Source organism: uncultured Dokdonia sp. (genome assembly GCF_947492535.1).
In the GTDB taxonomy this organism is placed as follows: Bacteria; Bacteroidota; Bacteroidia; order Flavobacteriales; family Flavobacteriaceae; genus Dokdonia.
Map to the genome: position 1 here is coordinate 228,031 of NZ_CANLNH010000005.1, position 14,454 is coordinate 242,484.

Annotated in this window: 10 protein-coding genes and 2 tRNA genes; 3 read left to right on the forward strand and 9 right to left on the reverse strand. The window is 35.0% G+C overall.

All coding sequences use genetic code 11. From position 1 onward, the window contains the following. Positions 1–9 precede the first annotated feature (9 nt). The 8 genes from Q1A60_RS08950 to proS all read right to left on the reverse strand — a co-directional run bounded on the left by Q1A60_RS08950 (position 10) and on the right by proS (position 9,227). Positions 10–840, reverse strand: a complete 831-nt coding sequence (locus Q1A60_RS08950; protein ID WP_299766066.1) for a DUF4249 family protein — start codon at positions 838–840, stop codon at positions 10–12. 57 nt (positions 841–897) lie between these two features. Next, the gene (locus tag Q1A60_RS08955; RefSeq protein WP_299766064.1) at positions 898–3,273 is read right to left on the reverse strand and encodes a TonB-dependent receptor; all 2,376 of its coding nucleotides are present in this window, start codon (positions 3,271–3,273) and stop codon (positions 898–900) included. Positions 3,274–3,703: 430 nt separating this feature from the next. After that, the gene (locus Q1A60_RS08960) at positions 3,704–5,929 is read right to left on the reverse strand and encodes an NADP-dependent isocitrate dehydrogenase (protein ID WP_299766062.1); all 2,226 of its coding nucleotides are present in this window, start codon (positions 5,927–5,929) and stop codon (positions 3,704–3,706) included. A 691-nt stretch (positions 5,930–6,620) separates the two neighbouring features. Beyond that, positions 6,621–6,971 carry a 50S ribosomal protein L19 gene (rplS, locus tag Q1A60_RS08965; protein ID WP_299766060.1) on the reverse strand — a complete coding sequence of 117 codons (351 nt, stop codon included), beginning with the start codon at positions 6,969–6,971 and terminating at the stop codon, positions 6,621–6,623. Positions 6,972–7,182: 211 nt separating this feature from the next. Continuing rightward, on the reverse strand, positions 7,183–7,434 hold the full coding sequence (rpsT, locus tag Q1A60_RS08970) for a 30S ribosomal protein S20 (protein ID WP_299766058.1): 252 nt from the start codon (positions 7,432–7,434) through the stop codon (positions 7,183–7,185). A 30-nt stretch (positions 7,435–7,464) separates the two neighbouring features. Beyond that, a tRNA-Glu gene (locus Q1A60_RS08975) sits at positions 7,465–7,536 on the reverse strand. A 57-nt stretch (positions 7,537–7,593) separates the two neighbouring features. Then, positions 7,594–7,665: transfer RNA gene (locus Q1A60_RS08980), tRNA-Glu, on the reverse strand. 83 nt (positions 7,666–7,748) lie between these two features. Beyond that, positions 7,749–9,227, reverse strand: a complete 1,479-nt coding sequence (proS, locus tag Q1A60_RS08985; RefSeq protein WP_299766056.1) for a proline--tRNA ligase — start codon at positions 9,225–9,227, stop codon at positions 7,749–7,751. Positions 9,228–9,330: 103 nt separating this feature from the next. Between proS and Q1A60_RS08990 the strand changes: the two genes are divergently transcribed. From Q1A60_RS08990 to Q1A60_RS09000, 3 genes are all read left to right on the forward strand, one after another. Continuing rightward, positions 9,331–10,512, forward strand: a complete 1,182-nt coding sequence (locus tag Q1A60_RS08990) for a hypothetical protein (RefSeq protein ID WP_299766054.1) — start codon at positions 9,331–9,333, stop codon at positions 10,510–10,512. Between the two features lie 51 nt (positions 10,513–10,563). Beyond that, positions 10,564–12,081, forward strand: a complete 1,518-nt coding sequence (locus tag Q1A60_RS08995) for an outer membrane protein transport protein (protein ID WP_299766052.1) — start codon at positions 10,564–10,566, stop codon at positions 12,079–12,081. A 108-nt stretch (positions 12,082–12,189) separates the two neighbouring features. Then, positions 12,190–12,732: an NAD(P)H-dependent oxidoreductase gene (locus Q1A60_RS09000; protein WP_299766051.1), complete on the forward strand. Its 543-nt coding sequence runs from the start codon at positions 12,190–12,192 to the stop codon at positions 12,730–12,732. A gap of 2 nt (positions 12,733–12,734) precedes the next feature. Here the strand turns inward: Q1A60_RS09000 and Q1A60_RS09005 are convergent, their stop codons facing one another. Next, positions 12,735–14,423: an alpha-amylase family glycosyl hydrolase gene (locus Q1A60_RS09005; RefSeq protein WP_299766049.1), complete on the reverse strand. Its 1,689-nt coding sequence runs from the start codon at positions 14,421–14,423 to the stop codon at positions 12,735–12,737. Positions 14,424–14,454 lie beyond the last annotated feature (31 nt).

Sequence of the window (14,454 nt, forward strand, 5' to 3'; positions counted from 1 at the left end):
TATATATCCTTATTCTATAGTAATACTAGTTTTAAATTCTTGTGATACCGCAAAATACCCAAGCACAAATTCTTGAGGTCTTCCTACATTATCAAAAATATTAATATTGTCTACGCCTTCTGCTTTTAAAATATTCCCGCGTACGGTTGTCACGGGAACTTGAAAAGGGCCATTATCTGTAAGATCGCTTTGTTCTATAAGTAATCCCATATAATTATAAAAGGATTCATTTGCTCCTAAAATGCTAATATTTGTAACATCGCCAGCTTCTAAATTGGTATCATAGAAGTATGAAAAATCAAATTGTTGATCTTGGAAAAAACGGTCTTCTACGGTTAGATACTCATTAAAATCAAAATCAAATACATAAAAATTATCTTGTTCTGGAATATCTGTAAACGTAACAATCACTTCGGTGTCATCTTCATCAAATAGCGTTCCATCTCCTTGCACAATAGTATCAATAGGTGGTGCAGGTGTAAAACGAGTTTCAGCGAGATAGAGTTCGTCTTCAAATGTAAATGTTAGAATAAGTCTTCCGTCTAAGAAAAAATCATTGTTTACAAGTCCGCCAGGACTTGGACCTGCTTCATCAGAACCTGGAACATATTCATTAGGATTATCTGGATCTTGAGTAAGAAAAACAACTCCAGCAATTGTAGTGATAGCTTCATTTTGAAGTTGCATACCTGTGAGTGGTGTAGGGGTGACTTCATCAAAAAATGCTCCAGTAGTGGTTACTTTAATACGTAAGGGTGATGCTTCTTCTTCCAAATTAAGTCGTATCAGTGCATCTACCACAAGCTTTGGTTGCTCTGGTGGCAAGTCTACATCTACCACATCTTCACAGCTGATGCATGAGAGGTATAAAAGTATTATGTAGCTTAGATGTCTCACTTAAAACTTGAAATTATAAGTTACCGATGGAATAGCACCAAAAATTGACGTACGTATGGCTTCATTTCTTCTTGTATCTTGATTCTGTCTAAAATTAATGGAAGCGGCATTTCGTCTATTATATATATTGTAGACACTAAATACCCATTCAGATTGCCATTTTCTGTTTTTATTCTTTCTAGGCGTAAGAGTTGCAGATAGATCTATACGATGAAAATCTGGTAGCCGTTGCTCATTTCTAAACCCATAGGTAGGAATGACAAGTCCTTGGAATTCAAACTGGCCAACAGGAAAGTTTGTAGGCTGTCCTGTTTGGTATATAAAGTTTCCTCCAAAACGCCAACTATCACTGAGTTCATAATTTGCATTTACAGAAATGTCATGTGTTTTATCATAGGGTGTATTGTACCATTGTCCTAAATTAATACCTACTTCGTTTTCATTTCTACCTGGTGTACGTTGTTCTGATTTTGATAAAGTATATGCTAACCAGCCTGTAAATTTCCCTTCATTTTTTCGGAATAAGAACTCAAGTCCATAAGCTCTAGCTTCACCACTTAAAATGACTTGTTCGATGGCGTCATTTGCAATAAGGTCAGCACCATCTATGTAATCTATACGATTATCTATAGCTTTATAAAAAACTTCTGTCTCTATGGTATAGGCATCGTCTTTTAGATTTTTGAAAAAACCAAGTGCATATTGATCTGATAATTGGGGATCTACAAATTGGCCACTGGGTGTCCAAACATCCAATGGTGTTGGTGAACTTGTATTTGACAATAAATGAATATACTGTGCTAAATAGGTATAACTTGCTTTAATAGAAGTGTCATCATTAAATGCATAGGATAATGCAAATCTAGGTTCTAATGTATTAAACGTAGCAAGTTTGTCACTACGGCTAAAAGAAGTGTCTACATTATTAATCTCTGCTCCTTGGTAGATAAGGAGGAAAGGATCAAAAACAACGGGGTTATCATCTACATATACATTTACTTCATCTTGTCCTAGTCGTACAAAATTACTCCAACGCAATCCATATTGTAGATTTAACTTGTTTGTAATTTTATGTTCCACATCAATGTATGCTGCAAATTCATTGGCAAATTGTTTGGTAAGTTGGTCTTCTACAATACCTGACTCTTCGCTATTGGGTTCTATTTTACCAGGATTAAATGAGTAGTACACATTGTTAATTCCATAATTCACTTGAATTTTGTCATTGAGGTAATGCTTTAAATCATATTTGAGATTTGCATTAGTGATCCCAGAATCCCATGTGAATCCTACAAAATCAAGATCAAGACCATAAAAGTAATCACTATAAATAATGGATAAGTTAGAGAAAAGCTTATCAGAAAAAAGATGGGTCCATCTAAAGTTCCCTACTGCATTTCCATAATTATTTGAGAAACTATCACTGATGCTAAAGTCATCTCTACCAAAGTAACCAGATAAGTAAATACTGTTATTATCGTTAATCTTGTAATTAAGTTTTGTGTTGAGGTCAAAAAAGGAAGCTCTATTGTCTATGTCAAAAAGAGGTAGGAATAAATTTGCATAGGAAGAACGACCTCCTACTAAAAAAGCACCTTTTTCTTTTTTGATAGGACCTTCTATGAGTAGTCTACTCGAGATAAGACCTAATCCACCATTCACTTTAAATTGTTTACTGTTTCCTTCTTTTTGATAAATGTCCAATACAGAAGAGACTCTTCCTCCAAATCGCGCAGGGATTCCTCCTTTATATAATTTTAAATCTTTAATCGCGTCTGGATTAAATACAGAGAAGAGTCCAAATAAATGAGAAGAATTAAAAATAATAGCTTCATCAAGAAGTATTAAGTTTTGATCGGCGGCACCACCACGAACATTAAAGCCAGATGCGGCTTCACCTGCACTTGTCACACCAGGTAATAAAAGAATAGATTTGATCACATCTGCTTCTCCAAGTACTACGGGAATTCGTTTGATTGTTTCAGCAGAGAGTGAATTGACACTCATCTGTGGTTTTCTAATATTGACACGCTCTACTTTTTCTTCAATAACGATTTCATCAAGAGACTCTGTGGCCAATGTCAACTGAATGTCTTTTCGAATATCTTTATCTAATACGATGGTTTCTGTAATTTCTTTATACCCTAAATAGCTTACAACAATTTGATAGGTGCCTTCGGGTAATGTGATAGAATAAAAACCGTATGAATTTGTAGCTACACCATTTGATAACTCAGGAAATAAGACATTTACTCCTATGAGTGTTTCATTACTCGAATTATCAGATATGGTCCCGCTAAGGGTAAATTTTTCTTGACAAAATGAAGAACCTATTCCTATACAAAACAGGAAAGCAAAGAGTATACTTTTTTTCATAAAAAAGGATTTGTAGTAAATCTAATATCAATTTTTGAGACACAATGTTAAAAAAACAAAAACCTTATTTATGATAAGATTTTTTCGATTTTTCATATTGTTTATGGTAAATCCATAAGTATTTGATAATGAAATCGGGTATACTTTTATACGCTTTCGCGAAAGCGGTCAAATTCTCACTCAATACCATCAAATTCTCATTGATACATTATTAATAGCATACTAAATAGTACATTCGTTTAAGAATTTATAGTACATGAACATAAAATTGCCAAAAGAATTATAGATTTTAAGTCGGTTAGGTTTATATGTAAAAAACGAGTGCTGTTATAGCACTCGTTTTTTTATTCAACTTTTTAGCGGGACCTTAATTTAAAACCCCTTTGTATTATGAATTATATGTTGCTTTATACGCTTTCGCGAAAGCGTACTATGCATCTATAATAGCATTAAAAGTAGCACTAGGTCTCATTGCCGCCGTTGTCTTTTCTGAATTTACGTGATAATAACCGCCTATGTCCATAGGAGCTCCTTGTGCATTGTTTAATTCATCTATAATGGCTTGTTCTTGAGAAGCCATTGCTTCTGCTAAAGGAGTAAACTCTTGTTTTAGATCTTGATCCACATCTTGACTCGCTAAAGCTTGCGCCCAGTACATAGCAAGGTAGAAATGACTCCCTCTATTATCAAGCTCGTGTACTTTACGAGAAGGCGATTTTCTATTTTCTAAGAATTTCACGGTAGCATCATCAAGTGCTTCTGCTAAAACAGCTGCGCGTTTATTATCTGTTGCTTCAGATGTATGTTCTAAAGAAACCGCAAGTGCTAAGAATTCTCCAAGAGAATCCCAACGTAAATGCCCCTCTTTTAAGAACTGTTGTATGTGTTTTGGTGCAGATCCTCCGGCACCTGTTTCAAATAAACCACCACCATTCATGAGAGGTACAATAGAAAGCATTTTTGCACTTGTACCTAATTCTAAAATAGGGAAGAGGTCTGTGTTGTAATCTCTTAATACATTTCCTGTTACAGAAATGGTGTCTTCACCTTTTTTAATACGCTCTAATGTATAACGAGTTGCTTCTACAGGAGACATAATCTGAATGTTTAATCCAGCTGTATCGTGATCCTTCAAGTATACGTTTACTTTTTCAATAAGTTGCGCATCATGAGCTCTTGTTTTATCTAACCAGAAAATAGCCGGAGTTTGTGTAGCCTGAGCTCTCTTTACAGCAAGTTTAACCCAGTCTTGAATAGGCGCATCTTTTACCTGGCACATTCTCCAGATATCACCCGTAGAAACAGTATGCTCTATAAGTGTATTTCCTTGTTCGTCTATTACAGAGACAGTTCCATCACTTTCGATTTCAAAAGTTTTGTCGTGTGATCCGTATTCTTCAGCTTTTTGTGCCATAAGTCCAACATTAGGAACAGTTCCCATTGTGGTAGGGTCAAAAGCACCATGCTTTTTACAAAAATCAATCGTTTCTTGGTAGATTCCTGCATAACTACTATCAGGAATAACAGCTTTTGCATCTTGTAATTCTCCAGCGGTATTCCACATTTTACCCGAAGTACGAATCATAGCCGGCATAGAGGCATCTATAATAACATCACTTGGTACGTGTAAGTTTGTAATTCCTTTATCAGAATTTACCATAGCTACACTTGGACGTTCTGCATAACATGCTTCAATAGCCGCTTCTATTTCTTCACGTTGTGCATCTGGCAATTCTTGTATTTTAGAAAGTATATTCCCAAAACCATTATTTTCTTCAACTCCTAGCTCTTCAAATACCGCTTGATATTTTTCAAATACTGGCGCAAAGAATACACGAATGGCATGTCCAAAAATGATAGGGTCAGAAACTTTCATCATAGTTGCTTTCATGTGTAGTGAAAACAGGATGCCTTTATCTTTAGCGTCTGCTACTTGTTCTTCTAAAAAAGCAATAAGTGCTTTTTTATTCATAACAGTTGCATCAATAATTTCGTCTTTTAATACTGGAACAGCTTCTTTAAGTATGGTTTTGTTACCTGAAGTATCAGTATGTTCTATACGTGCGTTTCCAGTCTGTGTTATGGTTACTGATTTTTCGTTATGACGAAAATCACCTTCTTGCATTGTAGCTACATGGGAAGCAGATTCTGAGCTCCATGCACCCATACTATGAGGGTTGTTTCTTGCATATTGCTTTACAGGTTTAGGTGCACGACGATCTGAATTACCTTCTCTTAATACAGGATTTACAGCACTACCTAATACTTTAGAATAGCGTTTACGTATTTCTTTTTCTTCGTTAGTTTCTGGTTCCTCTGGAAAATCAGGGATAGCATATCCATGACTTTGTAATTCTTTTATAGCCTCTGTAAGCTGAGGTATAGAAGCACTAATATTTGGTAATTTTATAATATTTGCTTCAGGTTGTTTTGCTAATACACCTAAATCAGCTAGAGAATCATTCTGTTTTTGAGCCTCTGTAAGATGATCTGAAAAGTTAGCAATGATTCTGCCTGCTAAAGAAATATCTTCTGTGTCTATTGCTATATTTGAGGATTGAGTAAAACGTTTTACGATAGGTAAGAAGGAATGCGTTGCAAGCATTGGAGCTTCGTCTGTAAACGTATATTTGATGATAGTTTTAGCGTTTGCCATATAAAAGAATTGTTTTTGCTTTGCTCTTAAGTCGTAGTGAACTTAAAAGGATTGCAAATATAGCTATTACGATGCATTTATTATAATGTAGTGAGAGGATGAAATAGGTTAATTTTTTGTAAAAAAATGGTTTTTTATTTCTTGAAGAGATCACATTAATTCCTTTCTTATGAAAAGACAAAAGCCATATCAATGCAAATACATGCTTGATATGGCTTTTTAGGTATTTTAAATAGTAAAAAAACTTGACGTTTGTAAGGGATGTTTCATTCCTATAAAACTATTTAAAATACCTTCAAAACATGAACCATAACCTTGAATTATGATAGGATGTTTTGATGTGATCGCTTTTACTTAAGATTTTTCGATGTACACTTATTGATAGTTGTACGCTATTAATTAATACTACATCTAGCTTTTGCAGCGCTTCTTGTTAGTGGTATCACGATCGAGTTTCTCTATAACATATGTTTTTTGAAACTAGAAAGGCTAATACAATATGAACGAAATCGCTTATTTCGTATTAAACTTAGTATAAATATAGAAGTTATTAGAATACAAAAGTGAAAACAGTATAACTATAATTATCAACCACTTATGAACTTAGGTTGTTAACAATTGTTCATGAAAAAAAGCATTTGATTATAAATCAAATGCTTTTCATATATATTATTTTCTAAAGGTGTTTCCTTTATGAACGCTTCTCTTTGATACGAGCTTTCTTACCAGTAAGACCTCTAAAGTAATAGATACGAGCTCTACGTACACTACCTCTTTTGTTTACTTCTATTTTCTGGATAGATGGTAGGTTTAATGGGAAAACACGTTCTACACCTATTGTTCCAGACATTTTTCTAATTGTAAATGTTTGTGTTCTTCCAGTTCCTCTTAATTGGATAACAACTCCTCTAAAGAACTGTGTACGGCTTTTTTCACCTTCTTTAATTTCGTAATAAACAGTAATGGTATCACCAGCACTAAATTCTGGTAAATCATTCTTTGCTATAAATTCGTCTTGTACAAATTTTACTAAATCTTCCATTGTAATGGATTTTATTATTTTTTAAGTTAGTGCAACGTTCACGATTTTCGTCAGAGGTTGATCTAAGCGGATGCAAAAGTACAATTTTAAATTACTTTAGCAATATTATTTTTGTTGTTTTTTGATTGAATACACTCTATATAATGAATGTAAACAACAAAAAAACTTCTACACATATGTAGAAGTTTTATAAATTTTATCAAGCTGCGACTTAAAGTGCAGCTACGTGCTTAGCCAATTTAGATTTTAAATTAGCTGCTTTGTTAGAATGAATAACATTGCGTTTAGCTAACTTATCTATCATTGAAACTACAGCAGGGTAAAGAGTTTCTGCTTCTTTCTTAGAAGAAAGATCACGTAATTTTTTGATCGCATTACGAGTCGTTTTATGCTGATACTTATTTCTCAGTCTTTTTGCCTCGTTACTTCTGATTCTCTTTAATGCTGACTTGTGATTTGCCATTGTCTTACTTTAGTTATATTATAAAATATGTAGCCCGTAGGGGAATCGAACCCCTCTTACCAGGATGAAAACCTGGCGTCCTAGCCGATAGACGAACGGGCCTAGGTAACATTTAAAACTCAAAACACATCAGTGAATTTTGTTTTTAATGTTGTTTCGTAGCCCGTAGGGGAATCGAACCCCTCTTACCAGGATGAAAACCTGGCGTCCTAGCCGATAGACGAACGGGCCTAGAACAATTGCTTAAATTGCGGATGCAAAAATACAACTATTTTCACACGACACAAGTCTAAATTGAACTTTTTTTAAAATATTTAATATGCCTTTGCAAATAGTACACGTTGCGTAGATGGAGCACCACTATAAACACAAACTCCATCCTCTTTAGGGTTCTCTAAAGGAATACAACGTATTGTAGCTTTAGTAAGTTCTTTAATCTTATTCTCAGTCTCAGTAGTTCCATCCCAATGAGCACTTATAAATCCTCCTTTAGTTTCTAAAATATCTTTGAATTCATCAAAGTTTTGAACTTCTGTAATATGAGAATCTCTATATGTTTTTGCTTTATCATATAGATTTTCTTGAATATCTTTTAGAAGTTGAACTACCGTCTCAACTATAGCTTCTTTAGCAACAAACTCTTTTGTAAGTGTATCCCTCCTTGCGAGTTCTACTGTCCTTTTTTCTAAATCTTTTGGTCCTATTCCAATTCTAAGAGGAACTCCTTTTAATTCATACTCATTAAATTTCCATCCAGGTTTGTGTGTATCTCTATTATCAAACTTAACAGTGACATTATGAAGTCGTAAGTCATTTACAATTTCATTAGCCACCTGAGAAATGGCATCTAGTTGTTCTTGGTTTCTATATATAGGAACAATGACCACTTGATAAGGTGCTAAGTTTGGAGGTAATACCAACCCTTGATCATCACTATGTGTCATGATAAGTGCTCCCATAAGACGTGTAGATACTCCCCAAGAAGTTGCCCATACGTGTTCTTGTTTTCCTTCTTTGGTTGCAAATTTTACATCAAATGCTTTCGCGAAATTTTGCCCTAAGAAATGTGAAGTTCCTGCTTGTAATGCTTTTCCATCTTGCATTAATGCCTCTATGCAAAAAGTTTCATCAGCTCCAGCAAAGCGTTCACTTTCCGTTTTTAATCCTTTAATAACAGGTACTGCTAAGAAATTTTCAACAAAAGTTGCATATACATTATTCATTAAATCTGCTTCAGCGATAGCTTCTTCTTTTGTGGCATGTGCTGTGTGACCTTCTTGCCATAAGAACTCTGCTGTACGTAAAAATAAACGTGTACGCATTTCCCAACGCACTACATTTGCCCATTGATTAATTAATAATGGTAAATCTCTATAAGACTGTATCCATCCTTTATAGGTATTCCAAATAATAGCTTCACTGGTAGGTCTAACTACAAGTTCTTCTTGTAGTTTTGCTTCAGGGTCAACGATTAGTTTTCCTTCATTATCAGGATCCGTTTTAAGTCTATAATGTGTTACAACGGCACATTCTTTAGCAAAACCTTCTGCATTTTTTTCTTCAGCTTCAAAAAGGCTCTTAGGAACAAAAAGAGGGAAATACGCATTTTGATGTCCAGTTTCTTTAAACATCCTATCAAGCTCTGCTTGCATTTTTTCCCAGATAGCAAATCCGTATGGTTTTATGACCATGCATCCACGCACAGCAGAATTTTCTGCTAAATCAGCTTTGACGACAAGTTCATTATACCATTTTGAGTAATCTTCGCTTCTTTTTGTTAAGTTCTTCCCCATAAAAGGTTTTTTTGGCACAAAATTTGTGACTACATTAGACAAATAATAATTAATACAAAATTAGTTATTTTTAGTACGAACAACAATTAAACACTTTAGAGATATGCAACTTTCTTCTACTCTTAAAATCACTCTAAAAACATTCCTTTTTTCTGGACTGGCAGCTATAACACTTTTGTCTTGTAGTTCTTCACAATCTGTATACGACGACGATGGTATATATAATGGTAGTACTACTGCAGCCTCAGAAGAAGAGTCAACTGATAATTTGAGCGCCACAGATCAAGTTTATAAAAACTATTTTGAAGAAGAAGCTGAAGCACTAGGAGATATTATAGAAGAGGATGCAATATTTACAGATGTAGATTCTTATTCTTCAGAAAGCGATGCTGAGTATGTAGAAGGTGATGGGTATACTAGTAACCGTGCCGCATGGGGAGATGAAACAGAATCTACCATTGTAAATGTATATAATAACGGTCCTTTCTGGGGCGGAGGCTACTGGGGCAACGCCTACTGGGGCGGAGGTTTCTGGGGTAACCCTTATTGGGGTGGAGGTTTCTGGGGACCTAGATTCGGAGGTTTCTTTAATCCATACTTTGGATTTGGAAACTTTTATAACCCATACTACTGTTTTGGATATGGAAACGGTTTCGGATTTAGAAATAATTTCGGATATGGAGGAGGTTATTACAATAACTTCGCATACGGAAGCAGATATAATAGAGGAAGAAGTGCAGTCGCATATCATAATGGCAGAAGAACTTCAAGGTCTGCTGTAGCACAAAGAGATGCACGAAGAGCAGCAACTAGGAGTGCATTAGCAAGTCGTACAAATAGTAGATCAAGATCAACTTTTTCAAGAAATAGAGGAACAACAAGACCAAGAACTACAGTAAACAGTAGAGCAAGGGGGATTAACAATAGAAATGGTATTTCTCGTGGAGGTGTAAATGCAAATAACCGTAGTGATCGTAGTCGTTCATCATCAGCATCTAGACCTAGTGGAAATAGTCGTCCTAGTTATTCTAGAGGAGGGAATTCAACGAGACCAAGCGGAAATGCACGTTCTGCAAGAGGTATACGTCCTCAAGGGTCAGCAAGATCAGCAAGACCAGCAAGTCGCCCAACAACAAGGCCTAGTACTTCGAGATCTAGACCATCTTATTCTAGTCCATCAAGAAGTAGTGGTTCAAGAAGTGGTGGCTTCTCAAGAGGAAGTAGTTCTTCAAGATCATCAGGAGGTTCAAGAGGTGGTTCTCGTGGAGGTGGAAGAAGAGGGTAGATCAACACTTTTAGACCTTATTTACAAAAACACCTAGATAGAATATTCACCATGAAAAAAGTATATATACTTGTTGCACTTATGTGTGTGACACTGACATCTTATGCCCAAAGTATTACAGATGGATTACGATTAGGCACAACTGATATTACTGGTACAGCTCGTTTTAGAGCATTAGGAGGAGCATTCGGAGCATTAGGTGGAGACTTAAGCGCTATTGGAATAAATCCAGCAAGTAGTGTCATATTCACAAGAGGAACAACATCATTCACATTAGCCGTAGATAGTTATAATAGCGATGTAAACTACTTTGGAAATTCAAATAATACGTCAGATGAAGATGTTTCTTTTAATCAAGCTGGAGGCGTATTTATAATAGAGGCGAGTCCGAGCTCAAAATGGAATAAAATTGCACTGGCATTTAATTATGATCGTTCAGCAAATTTAGATGATCAGTTTTTTGCTTCAGGAATAGGCAATACTTCTATTGCTAGTTATTTCTCAGAATTTGCACAAGGAGTTCCATTAGATTTATTACAACTTCAAGATGGAGAAAGTATTGCAAGTCTCTATCAGTTTTTAGGAGAGCAAGAAGGATTTGCAGCACAACAAGCATTTTTAGGTTTTCAATCTTTTATAATAGATCCAGAAGACTTTGATAATCCTAACAACATTGCATATACTCCTAATATTGCTGGAAACTCATTCGATCAACGATACTCATTTATATCAGAAGGATATAATAGTAAAGCATCATTTAATATAGGTGCTCAATATGACGAAAGATTATCTTTTGGACTAAATCTTAATTCTCACTTTGCAGATTATACACAATCTACAGAACTAGTTGAATTTAATGATAATGAAGGAAGCCTTATTAATGAAGTGCGATTTCAGAATAGCTTACGTACTATTTCTAATGGCTTTTCTTTCCAGTTAGGAACTATTGCAAAAGTACATCAAAATGTACGTTTAGGTCTTACCTATGATTCCCCAACTTGGTATACCATATCAGAAGAAGGAACACAACGTATCTCTACGAGTGGTAATGATGTAGATGGAGATTTTACCACGTCTATAAACCCTAGAGTAACAAATGTCTTTCAAGATTATGAATTAAGAGTTCCAGGTAGATATACTGGAAGTTTAGCGTATCTTTTTGGTAAAAACGGACTCATTAGTTTTGATTACTCATACTCAGATTTTTCTAATCTTACGTTTAGACCTACAAATGATCCTTTCTTTCAAGACTTAAATCAAGAAATAGAAAATACATTAAAGGGGGTTTCTACCTTTAAAGTAGGAGGTGAGTATCGTATCAAAGAATGGAGCCTAAGAGCTGGATATCGTTTTCAAGAAAGCCCGTATGAAGATGGAGAAACGGTAGGAGATCTTACTGGGTATTCAGTGGGAGCTGGCTATAATTGGGGAAATGTGAAGTTTGATGTTGCTGTAGATCGTTCAGAACAAGATCGCAATCAAGCATTATTCAATACAGGGCTAACAAGCCAAGCTGCAATTCAAAGAAGTAATACAGCTTTTGTAGGAACCATTACATTTAGTTTATAAAAGACGTATTCTATATACTAAAAATAAAAACAGGAGAGTCTTTTTGACTATCCTGTTTTGTTTTTATGATGTATCTTTAAGGTACTTATCATAAAAACGAGATTATACATGAAAAAAATTATTGCTTTTGCGGGGAGTAACAGTAAAAACTCTATTAATGGTCAGTTAATTGACTATTTAGCAAATCAAATCACGAGCGCTTCAGTTTCTGTTGTGAAGCTTACTGACTTTGAGATTCCAATGTATTCTATAGACATAGAAACAGAACAAGGATTTCCTGTAGATGCTACGATCTTGAAGAACAAGATTTCAGAAAGTGATGGCGTTATTATATCTGTAAATGAACATAACGGATCTGTTTCAGCTTTTTTTAAAAATATTCTTGATTGGCTATCTCGTGTAGATCGTAATTTTTTAAGTAGAAAAAAGATATTTTTATTAAGCACTTCTCCTGGTGCAAGAGGTGGTAAAAATGCATTGGAGTATACAAAAGGTACACTACCTCACATGGGGGGAAATGTAGTAGAAAATTTTAGTTTTCCTTCGTTTCAAGAAAATTTTGATAGTACTTCAAAGACAATTACAAATCCTACGCTTGCGATGGGAGTGAGTGAAGTAATTGCTTCTTTCTTGCAAGAAGTAGACGGGTAAATTTATTTTCCTTTTTCTAATAAAGCAATATCAAATGGAGAGCTAAAACTAACTTTTCCGTTAATAACTCTTACTTTTTGTTTTGAATAAGTTTCTATTAGGTATTCCGCTTTCGCGAAAGCTTCATCAACCTGAAACTCTTTTTTCCCGAAAGGGAGATTAAGACCTATCATAACATGATCAGTATATTCGCCTATCGTAAGATGACGGTTAAAGATATACGGCTTATTGCTTATCATAGTATGTTTCCCTGCTCCAATTGCTGGGTGATTTGCTCTAAATTGACCAAGTTTTCTCCAATGCTTTAATATTTCTTTTGTTTCTGGAGAGTTTTTCTGGTCCTCCCAATTCATAAAACTACGCAGCGTTGCATCTCCTTGCGTACCTTCAATAACAAGATTTCTGGCACTTTCATCACCATAATAGATTTGTGATATACCAGGTGTTAGTATTAATTTAGTTCCTGTTTCTTTTGCTTTTTCTCTTGTGACATCAAAGGGTTGTCCGTCATCATGTGAAGTTGCATAATTCGTGATACTTACTTCCTTGTGAGATGAGCGATTAATACTATCATATTTAGCAAATAAGGCTTCATAATCCCCTTGTGCATCGTATTTAAACTGGAAATTGATCAAGTTGTCAAAACCGTTAGCAAAGTAATCTACTTTTGTTCCATCACCAAAGTCAAAAGAACGACCACCATCTACAGAGTAGTTATATACTTCTCCTAGCATAAAGAAATCTGTATCGTCAAGTACTTTATCAGGATGCGCTTTTTTATAGGCTGCAAATGCTTTGTCTGCCTCTTCTCTTAATACCACCCATGACGCTTCATCTACATGTTTTGCAGTATCTACACGATAGGCATCTATTCCTAATTCACGTACATAATCAGTAAGCCATTTAATAATATAATTACGAGGTGTTTTTTTATACTTGTTTTCAGTAAAAAAAGCAGTAAGTTCATTCATTTCTTGTTCATAACGCCCTTCTGCTTTCCATTTTTCAATAAGTAATTTTGGGAGTTCAACTTCTGTAGTACTTTCAGTTAAAATATCAGGTAAGTTTTCTACAAGACTACATGCCGTAGTATTCTCATAGGTAGAAAATTTACAATTAGGGTCTTCTCTTGCCCAATCAGTTCCCCAAAAAGGATCTTGATCAGTAACAGGACCTGTGTGGTTTAAAACAACATCCATAACAATACGTATTCCAGCAGCATGAGCCGCATCTACGACGTCTTTTAAATCATCCATGGTTCCAAAATTTGGATCTAATTGCGTCCAATCTTTAGCCCAATACCCATGGTATCCATATGTAACTCCAGTACCTTCATCTACTGCTCCATGTACTTGCTCAACAACAGGAGTAAACCATAATGCATTTATACCTAATTCATTAAAATATCCTTCTTGAATTTTATCTTTGATTCCTTTTAAGTCACCGCCCTCAAATCCACGCAATACAGCTGTTTTTTTTGATCGATCAAAATGGATATCATTTGTAGGATCTCCATTATTAAAACGATCTGTAAGTAAAAAGTACATATTTGAAGCTTCCCATAAAAATGGTGTCGTTACAACGTCTTCTTCTTCTTCAATACCTTTGGTGCTATCTTCTTTTTTTTCTTCTTTACAAGCTGATACTAAAAACAATAAAAGAAATAAGGGATAAAGCGTATAATTCTTCATGATGATTGATTTGAAAAGCTAAGCTACTAAA